The following is a 20,760-nucleotide window of genomic DNA, read 5'->3' as shown; positions in this document are numbered from 1 at the left end:
GCGGGCGCCCGCAGGACCGTCAGCGCGAGCTCTGGACCCCCGCCTGCCGGCCGCCCCCCCTCATCCGAGGGGGCTCCTTCGTTGGCGATCTCCCGTCATTGCTGACCTCGACCTCACTCCCGACGTCCCCCTCCTCATCCGAGGAGGGGGACAGGGGGTGGTAGCCTTTCGGGCGCCAGCCGTCCGGGAGGGGAGGCCCGGGTTGAGGTCTCCGCCCACCGGCTGGCGCCAGCCTCCCCGCAGCGCTGTGGGTCGCCACGGCCCAAGCCCGCCCGCTGGCGCGAGCCGTCCCCCCGGCGTCCCGCTGGCGCCGCCCCTCCGTCGGTGGGACCTTCCGGTCCGTCGCCCCCCGCCCGCGTGGACCCGCTCGACCTCCTGACCCCCGACCCGCCGGGCCGCTTCGGCAAGGCGCCCGAGTGGAACGCCTACGTCGAGCTCCACAACGTCGTCGCGGCGGCGGCGTCGGCCGTCGAGTTCGGGCCGAGCGACCGGGTCCGCATCTCGGAGCGCCACGGCGTCGACCTCTCGCGCGCCTTCGCCGACGAGCGCCGCGGCCTGTACCAGACCGTCCTCGACCACCGGCTCCGCGACGGCGACCTCTCGGGCCCGGACCGCCACCTGCTCGGCCACCTCGCGCGGACGCTGGCGCTCTCGGCCGCCGACCTCCGTCCCGTCCACGAGCGCGCCTTCGGCGTCGCCGTCACCCAGGCCATCGCCGACGACTGCCTGTCGGTCGACGAGCGGCTGCTGCTGTTCAAGCTTCAGCACCTGCTCGGGCTCGACCCCCGTGTGGCCGAGGGCGCGTACGACATCCTGGCGCGCGAGCGGCTGCTCCGGGTCGTCGCGGCGGCGCTGTGCGACGGGGAGCTGTCGCCCGAGGAGGACGCCGAGATCGAGCGCGTCCGCCAGGCCCTCAGCCTGGAGCCGCCGGCGGGCTTCGAGGCGATGCTCGAGCAGGCCCGCATCCGGTACCAGACGCGGCGCGGCCGGCTCCCCGAGGTCGAGGCGCCCGTGCCGCTGCCCGCCCGCGAGACCGCCCGCATGACGGCGCCGATCCGGTGGAGCGGCGTCGACGGGCCCGCGCTACGGACGGCGATCGGGCCGAAAGCGCTGCAGTCCGGCCGGACGTCGGGAAAGACAGTCCCCGACCGCGTGTTCAAAGGGCGCCAGGCCGTCGGCGACGTGATCCTGACCGACCGGCGGATCCTGCTGCGCGCGGGCGCCCAGGCACCCCGCGAGATCCGGCTGTCGACACTCGCTCAGATCCTACGCTTCCGCAACGGGACCGTGGTCCGCACCAAGGTCGACCGGTACGTCTATCTCGACCCCGGCGACCGCAACGAGGCGTTCTACGCCGTCCTTCACCGCCTGCTGTTCGGCGCTCCGAAGCCCGTGCCGGCCGGCCGGTTCGTGGCCAAGGGCGCCCGCTGGCGCCGCGTGCTCGACGTCGAGGAGCGCCGCCGGGGCGTCCGCTGGTTCGGGACCGTCTCGCAGACCGAGCTCGCCGAGCGGCTCGCGGAGGCGCCCGTGACGTGGACCGGCGCCGGCTCGGTCTTCGTCGACGCGACGCGGCTGGTCCTGGACGACCCGCGGCGCCGCCAGACCGCCTCGCTGTCGACGATCACGAGCGTGGTCCGGCACGAGGACACCGTCTGGGTCCGCCGCCAGCGCGCGCACAACTGGCTGATCGAGTGCGCCAGCGAAGCGGACGCGAAACGGCTCCACACGGCCCTCGTCGAGGCGACCTAGCCATGGCCGACCACGCCTTCGCCGCGCCCGTGCTCCGCACCGAGCGGGTCTTCCGGATGCACTACGTCCCGATTCCCGCCGAGGTCGACGCGGCGCTCGGCGACGCCCGCATCGTCGTCGGGACGCTGTGCGACGTCCCGTTCCGCCGCGCCGTCCACGGGCGCGGCGACGGGACGCCCAAGCTGCACTTTGGGAAGGCGATGCTCGCGCAAGCGGGGCTGGGCTACGGCGATACGGCGATCGTGGAGCTGAGCGCCGCGACCGACCCCGACGCGGTCCACCTCCCGGCCGAGCTGGCGGCGGCGCTGTCGATGGACGAGGCGGCCGCGGCTCGCTTCGCCACGTTCACGCCCGGCCGCCAGCGATCCCTCGGTGTCCACGTCGACCAGGCGAAGCGGCCCGCCACGCGCGAGCGGCGGGCCTTGGACCTGTGTGAGAAGATCCGGACGCACACGCTCTACGGCGACCGAGCGGGCTAGTCCGCAAGTCGGCGGAAGACCTCGAACGCGGCCTGCTCGTAGCGGCGCGCACCCGGCGAGGGCTGGGCCTGCATCCGGACCACGACGAGGTCGCGCTCGGGGAGCACGTACAGGTTGGTGTCGAGGTAGCCGCGCGCCGCGAACCCCTCGGGCGCGTCGAGCCACCACAGTAGGCCATACGCCGGGTTGACGGTCTGGGACGGGCGAACCGATTCGGCGATCCAGTCGGCGGGCACCACGGCCTCACCGTTCCACCGGCCGCCGTGGAGCATCAACTGGCCGATCCGGGCGAGGTCGCGGGGCGTCGTCCACATCGTCGAGTGCGTCCAGGCCTGGCCGTCGGGGTAGACGTGCAGGCGCGTGTTCTCCATCCCGAGCGGCTCGAACAGCTCGCGGGCGGCGTAGGCCTCGAGCGGCTCGCCCGCCGCGCGCCGGAGGACGGGCGAGAGCAAATACGTCCCCTCGTTCGAGTACGCCCACACGGTCCCGGGCGGGTCCACGAGCGGGAGGGTGGCCACGAGCGAGTCCTTGTCGGAGACGCCGCCCACGGCGCTCGTCCGGGGGCGGTCGGTGTGGGAGCTCTGGAGCCCCGAGGTCATCGTCAGCAAGTGGCGGACGGTGACGCCGGCGGCGGCCCCGCCGGCCCACTCGGGGACGTAGTCCGCGACCGGGTCGTCGGCGGCCAGCGCGCCCTCGCCGATGAGCATCCCCGCCAGCAGCCCGGCCACGGACTTGGTGCTCGACATCGCTTCGATGGGCTCGGCGTACGACGGCGCGTAGAGCTCCTGCACGATCTGCCCGCGCCAGACGACCACGCACGCGGCGGCCCCGCTCCGAGCGCACACGTCGGCGTGGTCGGCCAGGGCCTCGGCGTCGAGCCCGAGCGCGACGGGGTCGTCGGCGACCGGCCAGTCGTCGCCGGCGGCTGAGGCGGGCGGGCGCGTCGACATCGTAGGTAGGAGGAACGGGCCCCGCTCGATGGCGTCGCGGACGCGGTCGATGGCGCGGGCGCCCCACTCGGGCCCGGCGTCGGCGCACTCGGCGTCGAACCGGGCCAGGTGTGGCCGGGCGCGGTCGGCCTCGCCGTCGAAGGTCCGGGAAAGCGCGGCGTGCACGAGGGCCTCGCACGCGCGGTCGCTGCCGGCGTCGGCGTCGGCGAGCGTCTGCTCCGCGAGTTCGGCCGCTTCGGCGTACCGGCCGGCTTGGCCGAGCTCCATCGCGGTCTGGGCGGAGGCGGACACTGCGAGGAGGGCGAGGAGGGGGGCGAGGCGGAGCATCCGTGTCGTATTAGTACGATTGGAATAGTATTTCTGCGGGTGCGGTTCGTCAATCGCTTCCGGCCTGGCACCCGACGCGGACCGAGCGGGGGCGCTCCGTGGACGAGGGCGCGGGCCGTCAGGCGTCGTCGAGCGTCAGCGTCAGCGTGTGCGTGCCGTCGACGGTCTGCCCGATCTCGACGGTGCCCGCGAGCCCTACGAGATCGCCCGTGCCCGAACCGGGCACGACGTGGCCGAAGGTGCGGGGCGCCAGCCCCGGCCCCATCAGCCCGCCGTGCTGGATGACGAAGCTCCCCTTGCGGTTGCCGATGGCGCCCGTGATCCGCTCGCTGACGACGTAGCCCGCGCCGGCCGCCGGGTCGCCCATCCCGCAGAAGAGCCCCTCGCCGGTGCTCGTGCCCGTCACGTCGCCGCTCCGGAAGGCCTTCTCGATGCGGACGCGCGACAGCGCCGGGCCGGCCTCGGGGGTGTCGGCGCCCGCGGGCTCCCAGGCGGTGACGTCGAAGGTGGCGGTGGCGGTCACGGGCGGGAGGGGCGGGCGGCGGCGCAAGCTACCGCCCGGCCGTCGTGGCTCACTCGACCTCAAGCTCGAGGTGGGGGGCCCAGACAGAAAGGCGCCCCGGCCGAGGAATCGACCGGGGCGTCTCCGCTTGCGGCACCGGGCGACGGGCTCATCACCCGTGACCCATCACCCATCACCCGCTCACGCGTACGTGTTGAGCATCACCGGCATGATGAGCATCAGGAGCTCCTCGCCGTCGGCGCCCTCGGCGGGGGAGACGACGCCGGCGCGGTTGGGCGACGAGAACTCGAAGGCCACGTCCTCGCCGTCGATGTTGGAGAGCACCTCCTGGAGGTACTGCGAGTTGAACCCGATCTCCATCGGCTCGGCGTCGTAGTCGCAGAGCACGCGCTCCTTGGCCTCCGACGCCCGCTCGATGTCCTCCGCCGAGACGGTCAGTGCGTCGGACTCCAGCGCGAGCCGGATCTGGTGCGTCATCGACGACGAGTACAGGGCCACGCGGCGGACGGCCGCCAGCATGGCGTCGCGGCCGACCGTCAGGCGCTTCTCGTTCTCGACCGGGATGACGGCCTCGTAGTTCGGGTACTGCTCCTCGATCAGGCGCCCGACGACCTGGGTGTCGCCAAAGTCGAACCCGACGTAGCCGCTGGCGATCTGGATGGAGCAGGCGCCCTCGCCGGCCGCCTTGGCCGCGAGCGCGAGGGCGCGGGCGGGTACGATCACGTCGATCGGCTCTTCGGCCGTGATGCCGTCGGCGACCAGCTTGACGAGCCGGTGGCCATCGGTCGCCACGATGGTCGCGTTGTCGGGGCGGACCTGGAACAGGACGCCCATCATCGCCGGACGCAGGGCGTCCTTGCTCGCGGCAAAGCCCGTCTTGTCGATGGCGTGCTTGACGAGGGCGCTGTCGGCCGAGATCGTCTGGGCGCCGTCGAGCGAGGGGAGCGCGGGGTAGTCGCCGCCGTCGTAGCCGACCATCTTGTACCGGCCCTGGTCCGTCGTCAGCTCGACGTTGAACTCGGCGTCGGTCGTGACGGTGACCGACAGGTCGGGGAGCGCGCGCAAGGTGTCGAGCAGTCGGCGCGCCGGGACGGCGATGCGCTGCTTGGCGTCGGTCCCGTTCTGCTCGAACTGGACGGCCAGCTTCTGGACGATCGAGATCTCGAGGTCGGTCGCGGCGATCTTGAGGCGGTCGTCGATGCGCTCGAACAGGACGCACTCCAGGATGGGGAGCGTGCTCTTGGAGGGGACGGCCCCGTTGACGGTCGAGAGCGCCCGGAGGAGGTCGGCGCTGGAGGCGGTAAACTTCATGTCGAGGGTGGGTTCGGGGCAGACGCCGGGGGTATCGGCAGGCCCGCGCGTTTAGCAAGTCAACATACACGCCCGAGGGCGGGATCTGGTCCGCGCCGAGGCGTGAAAACGGGGGCGGCCACGGATCGAACCCCGCGCGCGGAGGCTGGCGAGGGCGACATGGGTCACGTATGTGAGGAAAGGGGTTAGGCACGGTCGGTGATACAGAATGACTAGGCCCGGATGCGCAGTTCCGTATCATCTTGTCGCCCCATCGCCCCCGGTCTCGTGATCCGTCGCCTCGCCGTCTTCGCCGTGCTGCTCGCGCCCCTCGCGGCGGTCGCCCAGGACCCGCCGATCCGGTGGGGCCGCCTCAACGACGCCGACAAGGCGCTCGAGACCGTCGCCGACCCCGACGCCCACGCCGTCGTGCTGGCCGACGTCGGGTTCGCCGAGCTCGACCTGCGGATGGGCCAGAGCCTGACCTACAAGATCCGCCGCCACACCCGCGTCAAGATCTTGGACGAGGCCGGCTACGCCCAGGGCGAGTTCGCGATGCGCTACAACGGCGACGACCAGATCCGCCGCGTCCGCGGCCAGACGTTCGTGCCCGACGGCCAGGGCGACTATCGCCGCGTCGAGCTGAGCGGCCGCGACATCCTGGACGAGGTGGTCGCCCCGGGCACGCGCGAGGTCCGCTTCTCGATGCCCGCCCTCCAGCCCGGCGCCATCTTCGAGATCGAGTACACGTACGAGACCGACCAGATCACCATCCTGCCCGGGTGGACGTTCCAGTCCGACGAGCCGACCCTCGTGAGCGAGTACCGGCTCATCCTGCCGGTCTACTTCGAGTACGCGACGGTCTCGCAGGGCCGCCGCTTCCAGGCCTTCCCGCGCGAGCAGATCCGGCGCGCGGACTACGACGCCGCCGAGTTCCGCTGGCAGGCGACCGACGTGCCCGCCCTCCGCGACGAGCCGTACACGACGACCGAGGCCGACTTCGCCGAGTACGTCGGCTTCCAGCTCCGCGCCGTCCACCGGCCCGACGGCTTCACCGACACCGTCCTCTCGACGTGGCCCGAGTTCGCCGAGACCCTGCGCGACGCCGACGCCTTCGGCCGCCGCCAGCGGGGCACCCGCCGCGCCCGCGAGCTGGCCCGGGCGACGGTCGCCGGACTGGTCGACGACGAGGCTAAGGCGCGCGCGCTCTACGACCTGGTCCGCACCGAGTTCGTGTGGGACGGCACGCACCGCACGTTCGCCGACCGCGACCTCGATGCCGTCGCCCAGGCGCGCTCCGGCACCTCGGGCGAGCTGGCGCACCTGCTGGTGGCGATGCTCGCCGAGGCGGGCATCCCGGCGCACCCCGTGCTGCTGTCGTCGCGCGCGAATGGCCGGCCGGTCACGGCGTACCCCGTCGCCGAGCAGTTCGACCGGATCCTAGTCGCCCCCGTCGTCCCGGGCGCCGGGCTGACGCTGCTCGACCCGACGAGCCCGCACCGCCCGTACGGCGAGGTCGACGTGCAGGCCCTCAACGGCGAGGTCTGGCTGGCCGACTACGCCCGCCCGCGCTGGGTGCCGCTCCGCGCCCCGCGCGACACCGAGACGACGACGCTCGTGCGCGGCCGGCTCGCGCCCGACGGCACGCTCGCGGGCACGCTGCAGCTCCGGCTGGCGGGCTACGACGCCTTCGACGCGCGCGTCGCGATCGCCCAAGAGGCCGCCGCGAGCGGCACCGCCGACGCCCTGTCCGACGCCGCCGACGCCGACGAGTCCGTCGCCTTCGCCGACGTCGTCGTCACCGGCATCGACAGTGTCGACGCGAGCCTCGACCTGACCGCCAGCCTGACCACGGCCGCCGCAGAGGTCGTCGGCGACGAGATGTACCTCACGCCGTTCGTCGTGATGCAGCTCGAAGAGAACCCGTTCCAGCGCGAGACGCGGACGTTCCCCGTCGACTTCGCCTACCCCTTCAAGCGCACCTACGTCGCCGACATCGCCATCCCCGACGGCTGGGAGGCCGTCGACCTGCCGGAGACCGTGTCGCTGGCGATCCCGAGCCGGAAGGTCCGCTACCAGCGGTTCGTGTCGGCGGCGCCCGGCGGCGTCTCCGTGCGGACCGTCCTGATGGTGACCGAGTCGCAGGTCGAGGCCGACGAGTACCCGGCGCTGCGCGAGCTGTACGACGAGATCGTGGCGACCGAGGCGGAAGCGCTCGTGCTGGTGCGCACCGGCGAGCCCGGCCCGCCGCCGCCCGCCCCGCCCGTCGACACGCCCGAGCCCGACGCCGGCGACGACGCCGGGGGCGACCAGTAGTGCGCGCGGTTCTCCTGCTCGCGGCGCTCACCGCGAGCGCCTCGGCGCAAGAGTGGGCCGTCACGCCCGCCGTCCGGCTCGCGGCCGACGGCGCGCCCGTCGTCGTCCGCCACTACGCGACCGAGTACGAGGTCGACGGCCCTGGCCGGGCGACGACGCGCGTCCGACTCGTGGCGACGGCGCTCGACGCGGCGGGCCGCGAGGCCGTCGCCGAGCTGGGCGTCGTCCACGGTGGCTTCCGGCGCCTGCGCCGGTTCGAGGGCACGCTGTACGACGCCGACGGGACCGAAGTCCGCCGGCTCGGCCGCCGCGATGCCGAGGACCGCGCGCTGGGCTCCATCTACGAGGACCTCAAGGTGCGCCGCGCCGCGCTCTACGGCGACCGCCTCCCGTTCACCGTCGAGTGGACGTACGAGATTGAGCACGACGGCGTGCTCGGCTGGCCGACGTGGCGCCCGCAGCGCTCGGGCTGGCCCGTCGAGGAGGCGCTGTTCACGCTCACCGTCCCCACGGGCACGCCGGTCCGGACGCTGGCGCGCGACGTGGTGCCGCCGTCCGAACGGCTCGGCGACCGGGGCCGCGACGCGCGGACGTGGCGCATCGTCGGTCTGACGCGCGCCCAGATCGAGGAGTGGGGGCCGCCGGGCTGGGAGCAGCTCCCCGAGCTCCGGCTCGGGACGGACCGCTTCGAGATCGGCGGCGCCCAGGGCCGCCTCGACTCGTGGAGCGCGTTTGGCGCGTGGTACGACGGCCTCGGCGCCGACCGCCAGGCGCTGCCGCCGGGCGCGCTCGCCGAGGTCCGCCGCATCGTTGAGGGCGCCACGACCGACGCCGAGCGCGCCCGGCGCCTGTACCGCCACCTCCAGGCCACGACGCGCTACGTCAGCATCCAGCTCGGGCTCGGCGGCTGGCAGCCCTTCGACGCCGCCTACGTGTTCGAGCGCCGCTACGGCGACTGCAAGGCGCTCACCAACTACATGCTGGCGATGCTGGAGGCCGTCGGCATCGCGGCCGACCCCGTGCTCATCGAGGCGGGCGTCGAGGGGTCCGACCTGGCCGAGGCGTTCCCGCAGAACGCCTTCAACCACGTCATCCTGCGCGTTCCGCTCCCCGAGTACCGCGTGCCCACGATCGCGCCCGACGGCGCGGTCTGGCTCGAGTGCACGAGCCCCTACGCCGCCTTCGGCCACCTCGGCTCGTTTACCGAGAACCGCCCGGGTCTGCTCATCGACGGCGCCAACAGCCGCATCGTCCGCACGCCGGTCTCGACGCCCGAGACGAATTGGACGCGCCTCGACGCGGACGTGGTCGTGGACGCGCGCGGCTCGGCGACCGCCGATCTCCGCTGGACGCTGCACGGCGAGCCCCGCACCGACGCCGTCGCCGCGCTCGCGGAGGCGACGGAGGTCGACCGCGCGGCCACGCTCCGCGCGCTCGCGGGGATCGCCAGCGCCGACCTCGGCGCCGTCGACGTGTCGGCCGTGGCGGCCCGGCCGGACACCCTCGAGCTGTCGGCCCAGCTCGCCGTGCCCGGCCTCGCCCGACGGGCGGGCACGCGCCTGCTCGTCGGCCTGACCCCGTTCGCGGGGGCGGTCGCCGTCCCGCCAGCCGTGGACACGCGCCGCCAGCCGGTCCGCCTGGGCGCCGCATACGCCCGCCGCGACTCCGTCCGCATCGCCCTGCCCGACGGGTACGCGGTCGATGGTGACCTCCCGCCCGTCGAGGTCGTCGGCGTCGTCGGCCGCTACGCCTTGCGCGCCGCCGCCGATGGCGACGCGATCGTCGTGGTCCGCGAGCTGGTCGTCGACGCGCCGGACCAGCCGGCCGAGGCCTACGGCGAGGTCCGCGCCTTCTTCCTGGCCGTCGCCGAGGCCGACGGGATGCGGGCCATTGCCCGGCGCGAGTAGCCGACCCCACCTCTCCCTTCAGGCGTGAGCCTGGCTACGGCGTCCCCTCTCCCACTGGGAGAGGGACAGGGTGAGGGCCCCCCGCGCCCGCCCCGCGTGCGGTGGCGGGCGCGGGCCTGTTCAAAGGGCTTGCGGGCCTCGAGAGGGGCCGCCTCAGCCCTCGCCGAGCTGGCGGCTCCGCTCGGTCGCCATCGCGACGGTGTCGATGAACATCGACCGGAGCCCCTGCTTTTCGAGCTCGGCGACGGCCGTGATCGTGGTCCCGCCCGGCGTCGTCACCTGGTCGCGCAGGATCGCCGGGTGCTCGCCTGTCTCGATCGCCAGCCGCGCCGCGCCCAAGACCGTTTGCATCGACAGCCGCCGCGCGACCGGCCGCGGCAGGCCCTGCTTGACGCCCGCGTCGGTCAGCGCCTCGATCACCATGAACACGTACGCCGGGCCACTGCCCGACAGGCCGGTGACGGCGTCCATCAGGTGCTCCGGAACCTCCTCGACCACGTGGCCGACGGCCAGGAACACCTCGCGCGCGAGCGCCACGTGCGCCGGGCTCGCGTGCGCGCCAGGCGCGATCGCCGTCGCCCCCTCGTCGACGAGCGCCGGCGTGTTCGGCATCGCCCGGACGATCGGGAGCGCGTCCCCGAGCGCGTCTGCCAGCGCCGCCGTCGTCACGCCTGCCAGCGTCGAGAGCACGAGCGTGCCCGGGGTCAGGTGCTCGCGGACCTCGGCGAACAGCGCCGCCGCGTTCTGCGGCTTGACGGACACGATCACCAGGCTCGCATCCCGGACGGCCGCCGGGTTGTCGTCCGTCGCGGTGACGCCCGGGAACTGCTCGCGGAGCGTCGCCAGCCCCTCGGCGCTCCGCCGGGTGACGGTGATGCGGTCGGCGGCGAGGTCGCCGCCGCGCAGCAGGCCGCCGACGAGGGCGCGCCCGATGTGGCCGGTGCCGAGGACGGCGAGGGTGTGGTCGCGGAGCATGAGAGACGAGGCGGGGACGGCCCGCAAGATCACCCGCCCGGCGCGGCGCGGCGCGCCGAACCCGCCGTGGCCCGGTTCGCCTCGCGAGCGGTCCTGCTGGCGCCAGCCGGCGGACACCCTCACCCCATCCCTCTCCCGACGGGGAGAGGGGGCGTCGGAGGCGACGCCTGCGCAAGAAGACCCACGGTGACCACTGGCCAACCCTCCCCTCCCGGACGGGAGGGGCCGGGGGAGGGCGACGGGCGCCGCGCCAGCAGGCAGCGCTTGCGCAAGCCCATCGGCTCGCGCCAGCGGGGCTCGCGCTAGTTGCGGCCGTTGCCGCGCCCATTGCCCCTGCCGTTCCCGTTGCCGCGTCGGTCATCCCGACGGTCGTCGCGCCGATCGCTGCGGCAGGCGCCGAAGCGGTCGCCGTGGTTGAGGTGTCCGCGGACGGCGCTCTGGGGCAACGTCTTGGTGTCCTTGCCCTTGTGGCAGACGACATAGCGCGCCTGGCTCCCGCTGCCGCCGACGCGGGCGGAGGCGGGGTACGACCGGCCGGAGCGGTCGTAGTTGGACGAGGAGCAGCCCGCGAGCAGGCCGAGCGAGAGGGTGGCGAGGGCGAGAAGCCGCATGGGAGTCGTGGTGGGACGTGGGGAGGGATGCAGAGACCGGGCCATCGGCTCCGCAGGCGCGCGAGGGCACCTTTGCGCGGCCGCGCGTCCGGCCCGGTGGACACCGCCGAGCGGTGGGACGTGCACGGTCCGTGCGCTAGCGGAGGGCGCAGTCCTGCTGGTCGCCGGACAGGCGGAGGGCGACGTCGGCCTCCGCGCCTCCGCCGATCGAGACGATGTCCAGGCCGGAGACGGCGATGACGCTGACGGGGTAGGTCAGCGCACCGCCGCCGACGTCTCCGACGCGCTCGACCTCGGCCGACACGATGGCTCGGCCGCCGTCGCCCTCGACGTCTACGACGGTGAGCTGGTAGTTCGTAGCGGGGCAGGCGCCGAAGGTGCTGACCGCGAGGACCGTTTCCCGGCCAAAGTCGGCCTCGATGGGGTCGGCCAGGCCGAGCCGCTCCCGGAGCGCGTCGGCCGCGGCCTCCGTATGAACGACGGTGATGGGGTCGATGGGCTGGAACGCCGAGGTCGAGGCCAGCGATCGGAACGAGAGCGCGGCGTCGCCGTCGGTGAGAGAACAGCCGGCGAGGACGGCGACGGCGGCGACGGGGGCGAGTGCGACGCGCATGGGGGCGGGCGTGGAGGGGGAGCCTAGGGCCGCTCTGCACCCTCACCAGGTCACATCTGGACCTGCTACGCGATCAGGCCCGAGACCACGCCGCGGTCGTCGATGACGGAGTCGGGCGTGCCGTCGCCCGTGTGCGCGCGGTCGGCCTCGGCGTCGGCCGGCGCGAGCGCGAGCGGGCCCAGGTCGAACAGGCACGCGGCCCACGTCAGGCCCGCGCCGAAGCCAACGAGCGCGAGCGTGTCGCCGGGCTTGGCGCGGCCGGCGTCGAGCGTCTCGGAGAGCGCGATCGGGATGGTCGCCGCGGAGGTGTTGCCGTAGTCGGCCACGTTCATCACCACCTTCTCCGGCGGCAGGCCGAGCGTCTTGGCGGCGTACTCGATGATGCGGGCGTTCGCCTGATGCGGGATGAACAGGTCCACGTCGGCGACCTCGGCGTCGGCCTTGGCCATCACGCGCTGGATCGACTCGGCCATCGTGCGCGTGGCGAACTTGAAGACGGCCCGGCCGTCCATCCGGAGGTAGTGCGTCCGGTTGTCGATGGCCTCCTGAGAGACCGGGTTGCGCGTGCCGGGGCACGGCGCGATCAGCGCCTCCGCCTGGGAGCCGTCGCTGCCGAGCTCGAAGGCCTGGACCCCGCACGGGTCGTCCGACGCCTGGAGCACGACCGCGCCGGCGCCGTCGCCGAAGAGCACGCACGTGGTCCGGTCTTCGAAGTCGAGGTTTTTCGAGATCACCTCGGCACCGACGACCAAGATGGTCTCGTAGGCGCCCGTCCGGATAAACTGATCGGCGGTGACGAGCCCGTAGACGAAGCCGGTGCAGCCGACCATCATCGTGAAGGCGCCCGCGTTCGTGCAGCCGAGCCCGTGCTGGATCTGGCTCGACACGGGGGGCGTGAGGTAGTCCGGGCTGGAGGTCGCCACGATCACCAGGTCCACGTCCTCGGGGGCCACGCCCGCGCGGTCGAGCGCGCGGCGCGCCGCCTCGATGCTGAGGTCGGAGGTCGCCTGGTCCGGGCTCACAAAGTGGCGGCGCTCGATGCCGGACCGCGAGCGGATCCACTCGTCGGAGGTGTCGACGATCTTGGCGAGGTCGTCGTTCGTGACGACGTTCTCGGGGGCGTAATGGCCCCATCCGACGAGGGACGCGTACTTCATATCGGCTGGCGTGGGAGTCAATCCCGACAAACGGTCCGTCAATAGGTGCGGTTTCAGGCGTCGCCTGAGGCCGCGAACGAGCCGGTCTGGAGGAACCGGACGGTGAGCGCGATGACGGTCGGCGACATCATCATCAGGGCGTGCGTCTTGGAGACGACCGCCCGGTCGGCGATCCCGTCCGGGGCGTGCGCGCTGGCGACCGAGACGAGCCCGTCGTGGGGGCCGCCGAACCACCGCCCGAAGGGGACGATCGACCGCGTCCCGGCGATCACACCCGCCTCGATGCCCCGGATGGGCCCGAGCCGCGACGGCCCGGCGTCGCCGGTGCCGAGTTCGTTGAGGGTGGGCCCCAGCGCGAGTTTGAACGGGCGCCGGTGGCCCAGCTTGTCGGCCACCTCGGACCCGGCGTGCGGCGGCGCCAGCATCACCGCGCGTGAGCCGTCGAGCGGGCGCCCCGCGTCGGCACGCTGGGCGGCGTACGCGCGGACGAGCACGCCGCCCAGCGAATGCGTCACGAAGTGGACGCGCTCGTCCTTGCGGCGCCCCTCCACCTGTGGGGTGACCACACGGGCGACCAACTCGTCGACCGAGTGCTGGCGCGAGGGGTAGTCGACGACCTCGGGCGAGAACCCGGCGCGGCGGAGCGCCCGGGCCATCGGGAGCATCGACAGGCCGGTCCGGCCGAGGCCGTGGATCAGGAGGACGGGGTCAGGCACGGCCCGTCAACGGCGCGGCGGGGCGGGGGGGTCCGAGAGCCGCTGAGCGCAAGCACTGAGGGACGGTTCGGGGAATGGCACGAGCCCCCTAAAGCGTCCCCTCTCCCACCGGGAGAGGGACAGGGTGAGGGGCCAGAGGGGTGCCATTCAAGCGCCGCCGCATGGATCCCCGCCTGCGCGGGGATGACTCACATTTGAGGGTTTGGCTCCCCCCAACATTTTCTCACGAGCGCAAGCAGTGCCGATGCCGCAAGGCTCAGCTTGCGCGCGTGCGCTACTCGCCCCCCGCCGGCCGCACGTCGACCAGGCCCGGGCTGCGGCGGAGGTACTCGTCGTAGAGCTCCGTCTGGCGCGAGACGAGCGGGATCATCAGGCCGTCGATGAACACGGCCGTGATCTGTGTGGCCGGCTCGAAGGGGTCGCCGTCGGCGACGAAGAGCGTGCCCGCCTTGCCGACCTCGATGGAGCCGAGGTGGTCGTCGACGCCGAAGATCCGCGCGGGGACGATCGTGATCGCCTCCAGCGCGGCCGCCCGGTCGAAGCCGAGCTCCTGGCCGTAGGCGACCGCGAAGCCGGCGTGGAACGGGAGGTTGCGGTAGTTCTGCATCCCGTCGTCGGTGCGGAGCGCGACGGCGATGCCGGCCTGCGCCATCAGCGCGGCGTTCTGGTACGTCCGGTCGTAGCGGTCGCTGGCGCGCGTCGGCATCCCGGTGACGGGCCCGGTGACGACGGACAGGCCCGCCTCGGCGATCTTGTCGGCCACGCGCCAGCCCTCGGCGGCGCCCGTCAGCACGGCGTTGAGGTTCTTGCCGTCGAGCCAGTTGAGAGCGGCCACGATGTCGGCGGCCGTGTTGGCCTCGACGAGCAGCGTCTGCTGGCCGCGCACGACCGGCAGGAGGGCGGCCATCTCGGGCTGGTACGGCATCTCGCCGCCGCGCCCGGCGGTCCGCGCCGAGTCGATGCGGGCGTAGAGGACGGCCTGCTCCCAGGTCTCGTCGAGCGCCTCCACCGCCTCCTTGGCCGCCTTGTCGATGGCCTCCTGATCGCGGCGGTCGAACCGGCCGCGGCGGCCCGACATCGGGAAGTTGAGGACGACGCCCTCGAACCCGGTCGCCAGCTGGTCCGGCGTGTAGCCGTGCAGGTCGACGAGCGCGGCCGTGCCGGGGAACAGGCCGCCCCGGGGGACCGCGAGCGCCGTCGTGACGCCCGCCACGCGCGTCAGCGGGAGGTGGACGCTCGACGGGTTGATGGCCGTGAGCGCCTTCATCTGGGGCACCACGTTGCCCAGCTCGTTGAAGTCCTGGGTCTCGGAGACCGACCCGATCTCGGACAGCCCGATCCGCGTGCCCGCGTCGATAAAGCCGGGGTAGACGGTCCCGCCGTCGCACGGGACGGTGCGGGCGCCGGCCGGCACGGCGGCGTCGCCGACGGCGGCGATCCGGCCGTCCGCGATCACGACGGTCCCGCGCTCGATCGTGCCGCGCGTGACGGTCTCGATGCGGCAATCGGTGAGCGCGAACGTGCCGCCGGTGGCGCGGTACTGCGCGCCCTGGGCGCTGGCGGGGACCGCCAGCAGGGCGGCGAGGGCGAAGAGAGCGAGGCGCATCGGGGTTTGGCTCGGGAGTCGTCGGGGGAGCGGAGAAAGGACGGCGGTCGATCCGCCCTCACCCTGTCCCTCTCCCCGAGGGAGAGGGGACGTCGCAGAAAGGTTGGCAGCAGCGGAAGGCACGTCACTCATCACTCTTCACTCATCAGCCCAAAGAGGTCGGTGCCCAACATGCAGGAGGCCGAGTGAGCGTCGGACTGCGTGGGGAGCGCATCGATCTCCTCCTCGGGGTCGACGTACAAGCGCTGGTCGTCGCCGTCGCGCATCCGGTCGAAGCGGGCGACGCCGTCGACGAAGGTGAGGTCGACGCGGGCGTAGACCGAGAGGGGGGAGGCCGAGAACACGGCGAGGTCGCCGTCCTTGCCGACCTCGATGGTGCCGACGCGGTCGTCGATGCCGAGCTGCCAGGCGGGGTTGAGGGTCACGAGCGCGAGCGCCTCCTGGTCGCTCAGCCCGCCGTAGCGCTGGGTCTTGGCGGCCTCGTGGTAGAGGTAGCGCAGGAGCCCGGCGTCGTCGGAGTTGACGGATGTGCGGACGCCGTTCTGGGTCAGGATCGTGGCGTTGTAGGCCGACGAGTAGGCCACCTCCATCTTGTAGTTGGCCCAGTCCGAGAAGACGCTCGCGCCGGCGCCAAACGCCGCCAGCTCGGGCGCCACCTTGAACGCCTCGTTCGCGTGCTGGAACGTCAGCCGCTCGATGCCGAAGTCGCGGAAGACGTCCATCAGCATCAGGATCTCGTCGGCGCGGTAGCTGTGGCAGTGCACGAGAACCTCGCCGTCCAGGATGTCCGCCAGCGTCTCCATCCGGCGATCGATGGGCGGGAGCGGCTGGCGCGCGGCGGCGGCGGCGGTTTGACGGGCGCGGTAGGCGCGCGCTTCGGTGAACGCCTCGCGGTAGACCTGCTCGATGCCCATCCGCGTGCTCGGGCGGATGCCGCGGCCCCGGCCGTGGACGCGCGTCGGGTTCTCGCCGAGCGCGAACTTGATGGTGCGCGGGGCGCCCTCGAACAGGAGCCCGTCGGGGTCGGCAGTGCCCCAGCGGAGCTTGAGCGTCTCGTTCTCGCCGCCGACCGGGTTCGCCGAGCCGTGCATCACGTGGATGCTCGTCACGCCGCCCGCGAGCGCCCGGTAGATCCCGATGTCGGACGGGTCGACGGCGTCGCGCATCTGGACCTCGGCGACGATCGGGTTGCTGGCCTCGTTGACCGACGACAGCGCGATGTGGCTGTGCGCGTCGATGATGCCGGGCGTGACGTGGCGGCCGGTCACGTCGATGACCGTCGTGCCGCGCGGGGCGTCGAGACCGGTGCCGATGCGCGTGATCACGCCGTCGACGACGAGCACGTCGGTGTTGGGCATCGCCGGGCCGGAAACCGGGTGGACGGTGCCGCCGCGGAGGAGCACGGAGCCGCGCTCGGAGGCGGGCGGGAGGTCGGCCGGGGTCTGGGCAGACGCCGCGCCCGCGACGAGCGCGAGGGCCAGGAGGAGGAATCGGGTCATCGGTCGTCGGTGGTCGGTTGTCGGATCTCAGTCGGGGGGCAGGGCGCCCCCGCATCACTCATCACTCTTTACGCCTCACCCGCCCGGGCGCTTGGTGGCCGTGAAGGGGAGCGAGCCGAAGCCGGTGACCTCGGCGGTCCCCTCGAACTCGTCGTCGGTGACGATGCCCGAGATGGTGATGGTGCCGATGTCGGGGTCGCTGGTGACCATGGTCAGGGCGTTGCCCTCGAGCACGACGGACGTGAGCGGGTCGGTGTCGCCGTCGCTCGTGATCGTGCCCGACAGGTCGTCGCCGGAGCCGGTGAGCGTGAACGTGCCGGACTGCGTGCCGCCGGGCGTCGAGACCTCGAAGTCCCACGTGCCCACCACGTCGACGACGGCGTCGGGGTCGGCGCCCTCCGGCCCGCCCGCCTCGATCTCGTAGCCGACGCCTTCCACGAACACGTGGCGCACGGCCGTCGAGTCGGTAAAGAGCGGGCCGTCGGTCAGGACGAGGTTCGCCAGCTTGCCGACCTCGACGGTGCCCAGCTCGCGGCCCAGGCCGAGGAGCTCGGCGGGCGTCGTGGTGAGCGCTGCGAGCGCGTCGTCGGGCGCGAGCCCGGCGCGGACGAACCGGACGAGCGACGTGTGGACGTCGGCGGGCTTGACCTCGAAGGTGCCGAAGGCGAACGGGACGCCGGCTTGGGCCATCAGCGCCGGGCTCCGCTCGGTCCGCGCGATCGCGACGCGGCGCTGGTCGGAGAGCGCGGCGTTTTCGGCCTCGGCGTCCTGGTACGACACGATCCGGCGGTTGCTCAGAAACGAGACGGCGCCGGGCGTGGTCGAGGGCAGCTCGCGGGCGGCGGCCGTGCTGTCGACTTTGACGGAGTCGGCGAGCGCGAGCGGGGCGAACACGGCGATGTCGTCGGCGGAGAGGCGCTCGATCAGCGGCGCGGAATCGCCGAGCCCGGCGAGGATCGGCGCCAGCCCCATCTCGTCGCTCGCGCGGAGCGCGCGGAAGCCCTCGAGCCAGCCGTCGACGACGAACACGAACTGGCGGTCGCCGTCGAGCAAGGTGCCGACGGCGTCGAGGACGGGGTCGAAGCGGGGGCGGGCGGCGCCCTCTGCGGCCTGGTCGTAGGCGGTGCGCCCGGCGCGGCGGCGGCGCGCGTTCTCGACGGTCTCGCGCATGACGGAAAGCACGCCCATCGGGGTGCCCGGGTAGACGCCCGAGGCGGGGTCGATCTGGGCGACCAGGCTCATCGCGTCGGTCAGGACGAGGGCTTGGGCGGGCTCGCGGCGCTGGGCCTCGCGCATCAGCACGACGGCGCCCTGCCCGGCGAACAGGCCGTCGCGCGGGGCGACGTGGGCAGCGGTGAAGCCGGCCTCGCGCAGCGCCTTGATGCGGGCGTCCGTGGCGTCGAAGGTGGCGCGGACGTCGCGGTCGGGCATGATGCCGGCGCGCTCGCGCGGCGGGTCGCCGCGGTCGCCGGTGTAGTCCTCGGGGTCCTCGGGCTTGGGGACCCCCGCATACCCGAAGGCGTCGACGAACCCGGCGTAGACGGTCAGCGAGTCGCCTTCGACGACCTCGGCGTCGAACGGCACGGCGGCGTCGCGGCCGACGGCGACGATCCGGCCGTCGCGGACGACGACGGTCGCGCGGTCGAGCACGCGGCCCGGGGCCACGACCACGCGGGCGTTCGTGATGGCGGCGGCGCGCGTCACGGGCCGCAGCGGGGTGTCGGCGCTGATGCCCTGGGCGAGGGCGGGGGCGGCGAGGGCGAGGGCCGCGACGGCGGCGAGACAGGCGCGAACGGTCATCAGGTCGGGGCGGGGATGCGTGAAGGTAACGGGGAGCGGGCGCGACGGCGGGCCCCTTGTGTACGCGATGCCGCCCCGCGCTGAACCGTGGGTGCGTGCCGCTGAGCCGTGGGTGAGAGGCATCGAACCCTGGATCGAAGCCGCTGAACCGTGGGTCGGAGCCGCTGAACCCTGGGTGCGCGCCAGTGAACCCAGGGGGAGCCCCGTCGAACCCACGGTAAGCCCCGTCGAACCCAGTGCGGGACTCCTTGACCCTCGAGAGGACTCGCGGCCGCACGGCTTGCGCAAGCCCCCGTCTGAGCCTCCCGGGCCGGGGGAGGGTGACCGGCGGGCGCCAGCAGGAGGGGCTTGTGCCAGCCGATCGACCACCCCCTGTCCCCCCTCCTCATCCGAGGAGGGGGGACTTCGCTGCATCTGCCGAGGTCGGCGAGGGGCACGGCCAGCTGGCGACGGGCGGGGCTTGCGCCAGCGGGCGGGCCTACGCAGACGCCGATCGGTCGGGAGGGGCGTATCGCGATACAACCCTAGGGGTGGCCTCGGCGGCCGGTAGGGACACACCGCCGGTGTGTCCCTACGACGCGGGGCGAGCGGCTGACCCTGTACGCCTCGGGCCGGGCGGGCGCTAGGGCTCCCGGTCCGCGAACACGCCGGCCTCGCGGGCCAGCGACGCGGCGGCGGGCGTCACGATCTGGCCCTCGGCGACCCGGATCTGGCGGTGCGCGAGCCGGGCCTGGCGCACGTCGGTCTCGGTGATGACGCGGCGGTCGATGGTGAGCGGGCCGGTCGCGTCTGTTCGGGCGTCGTCGGCGTCGGGCGTGTCGAGCGTGAGGCCGGGGAGCCAGCGGGCGGTCTCGGGGCGGCCCGCCGCCAGCCACAGCGCGCGGTCGACCTCGACGGCGGCGTCGGGCCCGTCGGCGACGGCCACCATCGCGGCGAGCGGGCCCAGGGCGACGGCGGCGCGGTCGGCCGGGACGTTCCAGGCGCGGCGGAGGCCGCCGGGCAGGACGAGCCGCGAACAGACGGGCCCCGGCGTGACCGGGCCGCTGGCGCCGACCGGCCCGCGCAGCACGACCGCGCCGCCGAGCGAGAGCGAGTCGGCATCCGTCGCGTCCAAGACCAGCGCGAGCGCGGCGCCGGCCGAGACGGCCACGCGAGCGACGACGTGGCCCGTGCGGACGACCTCGACCGTCGCCGACGGCGCGAGCGTGGCGCGCTCGCCGAAGAGGGCCGCGAGCGCCTTGGGCGGCATCGTGGCGCGCGAGCCGAGCGCGCGGACCGGGAGGGCGTCGGGCCTCACGCCGCGCCCCCAGCCCCGGGCAGGAAGCGGGCCTCCACGTCCAAGATTTTCTGGACGCGGCGCTCGTGGCGCCCGCCCTCGAAGTCGGTCGCCAAAAACTCCGCGAGCACGCGCTTGGAGACCTCGACGCCCATCGTCCGGCTCCCCAGCGTGAGCACGTTCGCGTCGTTGTGGGCGCGCGCGTTGAAGGCGGCGAACGTGCTCGGGCACAGCGCCGCGCGCACGCCCGGCACCTTGTTGGCCACGATCGCCGACCCGACACCGACGCCGTCGATCATCAGCCCGTGCGCGACCTGACCGAGGTGGACGAGCCGGGCGACGGCGTACGCGAAGTCGGGGTAGTCGACGCTGTCGGTCGAGTCCGTGCCCAAGTCGGTGACGGTCCAGCCCAGGCTCCGGGCGTGGGCGACGAGCGCGTCTTTGTGGTCGAACCCGGCGTGGTCGCAGGCGACCGCGAGTGTCTTGGCAGGCGCGCTGGGCTGGCGGGGCGGGTCGGCGGGCGCGCTCGTCGGCGCGCCGGTGTCGGTGACGAACGCGAGCCCGTGGTCGCGCGCGGTGTCGCGGGCGAGCGCCGTGATGAGGGCGCCGGCGGGCACCGCGAGCGTGGCGCGGCCGGCGGCGAGGGCGTCGAGGACGGTCCGTTCGGAGACGAGACGAGGCATGGGGGAAGCTACGGGGGTTCGGGATTGGGGATTGGGTGCTGGGGCTCGCTCTGGGGAGAAGCTCCGTTGACCCACCCATGGTGTCATCCTGAGCGGAGCCGCACAGCGGCGGAGATCCCTCGACAGGCTCGGGATGACACGGTAGGGAGCCCCTCGACGTAGGCATCGGGGCCCGGAGGGCAGCGGCAGAGGGTTTCCCAAACCCTAGACCCCTCCATCCCTCACCGACGTTTCGCCCGGCGCGCTCCGGTGTCCGGCTAGCTTGCCGACGTTCCCCGACCCC

Annotated in this window: 17 protein-coding genes; 4 read left to right on the top strand and 13 right to left on the bottom strand. The window is 73.6% G+C overall.

Features of this window, described 5'->3' with window-relative positions; genetic code table 11:
• Positions 1 to 357 precede the first annotated feature (357 nt).
• A complete protein-coding gene (locus ACLIRP_RS13180; protein WP_412060925.1) occupies positions 358 to 1,749 on the top strand; it encodes a hypothetical protein in 1,392 nt (463 codons plus the stop codon).
• A gap of 2 nt (positions 1,750 to 1,751) precedes the next feature.
• Positions 1,752 to 2,228 (top strand): YdeI/OmpD-associated family protein, encoded by a 477-nt coding sequence (locus tag ACLIRP_RS13175; protein WP_412060924.1) that lies wholly within the window; start codon positions 1,752 to 1,754, stop codon positions 2,226 to 2,228.
• On the opposite strand, the gene ACLIRP_RS13170 is transcribed toward ACLIRP_RS13175, so the two are convergent.
• From ACLIRP_RS13170 to dnaN, 3 genes are all read right to left on the bottom strand, one after another.
• Positions 2,225 to 3,505, bottom strand: coding sequence for a serine hydrolase domain-containing protein (locus tag ACLIRP_RS13170; protein WP_412060923.1), 1,281 nt, complete (start codon positions 3,503 to 3,505; stop codon positions 2,225 to 2,227). The two genes, ACLIRP_RS13175 and ACLIRP_RS13170, sit on opposite strands and share 4 nt — an antisense overlap.
• A gap of 118 nt (positions 3,506 to 3,623) precedes the next feature.
• Positions 3,624 to 4,028, bottom strand: coding sequence for a DUF3224 domain-containing protein (locus tag ACLIRP_RS13165; RefSeq protein ID WP_412060922.1), 405 nt, complete (start codon positions 4,026 to 4,028; stop codon positions 3,624 to 3,626).
• A gap of 180 nt (positions 4,029 to 4,208) precedes the next feature.
• Entirely contained in the window at positions 4,209 to 5,339 is a 1,131-nt protein-coding gene (gene dnaN / locus ACLIRP_RS13160) for a DNA polymerase III subunit beta (protein ID WP_412060921.1), read from the bottom strand.
• Positions 5,340 to 5,606: 267 nt separating this feature from the next.
• On the opposite strand from dnaN, the gene ACLIRP_RS13155 reads away from it, so the two are divergent.
• Together ACLIRP_RS13155 and ACLIRP_RS13150 are read left to right on the top strand one after the other, a co-directional pair.
• A complete protein-coding gene (locus ACLIRP_RS13155; RefSeq protein ID WP_412060920.1) occupies positions 5,607 to 7,634 on the top strand; it encodes a DUF3857 domain-containing protein in 2,028 nt (675 codons plus the stop codon).
• A complete protein-coding gene (locus tag ACLIRP_RS13150) occupies positions 7,634 to 9,541 on the top strand; it encodes a DUF3857 domain-containing protein (RefSeq protein ID WP_412060919.1) in 1,908 nt (635 codons plus the stop codon). The genes ACLIRP_RS13155 and ACLIRP_RS13150 overlap by 1 nt, the downstream gene beginning before the upstream one ends.
• A gap of 153 nt (positions 9,542 to 9,694) precedes the next feature.
• Here ACLIRP_RS13150 and proC read toward each other — a convergent pair whose 3' ends face one another.
• The 10 genes from proC to rpiB form a co-directional block, all read right to left on the bottom strand.
• On the bottom strand, positions 9,695 to 10,516 hold the full coding sequence (gene proC / locus ACLIRP_RS13145) for a pyrroline-5-carboxylate reductase (RefSeq protein WP_412060918.1): 822 nt from the start codon (positions 10,514 to 10,516) through the stop codon (positions 9,695 to 9,697).
• 302 nt (positions 10,517 to 10,818) lie between these two features.
• Positions 10,819 to 11,127: a hypothetical protein gene (locus tag ACLIRP_RS13140; RefSeq protein ID WP_412060917.1), complete on the bottom strand. Its 309-nt coding sequence runs from the start codon at positions 11,125 to 11,127 to the stop codon at positions 10,819 to 10,821.
• A gap of 136 nt (positions 11,128 to 11,263) precedes the next feature.
• A complete protein-coding gene (locus ACLIRP_RS13135) occupies positions 11,264 to 11,740 on the bottom strand; it encodes a protease complex subunit PrcB family protein (RefSeq protein WP_412060916.1) in 477 nt (158 codons plus the stop codon).
• 65 nt (positions 11,741 to 11,805) lie between these two features.
• On the bottom strand, positions 11,806 to 12,897 hold the full coding sequence (locus ACLIRP_RS13130) for a beta-ketoacyl-ACP synthase III (protein ID WP_412060915.1): 1,092 nt from the start codon (positions 12,895 to 12,897) through the stop codon (positions 11,806 to 11,808).
• A 53-nt stretch (positions 12,898 to 12,950) separates the two neighbouring features.
• Positions 12,951 to 13,613, bottom strand: coding sequence for an esterase/lipase family protein (locus ACLIRP_RS13125; protein ID WP_412060914.1), 663 nt, complete (start codon positions 13,611 to 13,613; stop codon positions 12,951 to 12,953).
• Between the two features lie 274 nt (positions 13,614 to 13,887).
• Positions 13,888 to 15,219: an amidohydrolase family protein gene (locus ACLIRP_RS13120; RefSeq protein WP_412060913.1), complete on the bottom strand. Its 1,332-nt coding sequence runs from the start codon at positions 15,217 to 15,219 to the stop codon at positions 13,888 to 13,890.
• Positions 15,220 to 15,350: 131 nt separating this feature from the next.
• On the bottom strand, positions 15,351 to 16,718 hold the full coding sequence (locus ACLIRP_RS13115) for an amidohydrolase family protein (protein ID WP_412060912.1): 1,368 nt from the start codon (positions 16,716 to 16,718) through the stop codon (positions 15,351 to 15,353).
• A 75-nt stretch (positions 16,719 to 16,793) separates the two neighbouring features.
• Positions 16,794 to 18,518: an amidohydrolase family protein gene (locus tag ACLIRP_RS13110; protein ID WP_412060911.1), complete on the bottom strand. Its 1,725-nt coding sequence runs from the start codon at positions 18,516 to 18,518 to the stop codon at positions 16,794 to 16,796.
• A 622-nt stretch (positions 18,519 to 19,140) separates the two neighbouring features.
• Positions 19,141 to 19,815: a hypothetical protein gene (locus ACLIRP_RS13105; RefSeq protein ID WP_412060910.1), complete on the bottom strand. Its 675-nt coding sequence runs from the start codon at positions 19,813 to 19,815 to the stop codon at positions 19,141 to 19,143.
• The gene (gene rpiB / locus ACLIRP_RS13100) at positions 19,812 to 20,477 is read right to left on the bottom strand and encodes a ribose 5-phosphate isomerase B (RefSeq protein WP_412060909.1); all 666 of its coding nucleotides are present in this window, start codon (positions 20,475 to 20,477) and stop codon (positions 19,812 to 19,814) included. Before rpiB ends, ACLIRP_RS13105 begins: the two co-directional genes overlap by 4 nt.
• Positions 20,478 to 20,760 lie beyond the last annotated feature (283 nt).

Source organism: Rubrivirga halophila (assembly GCF_046845755.1).
Taxonomy (GTDB): Bacteria; Bacteroidota; Rhodothermia; order Rhodothermales; family Rubricoccaceae; genus Rubrivirga.
The sequence above is the reverse complement of the archived record's forward strand: the minus strand, read 5'-3'. Positions and strand labels throughout refer to the sequence as shown.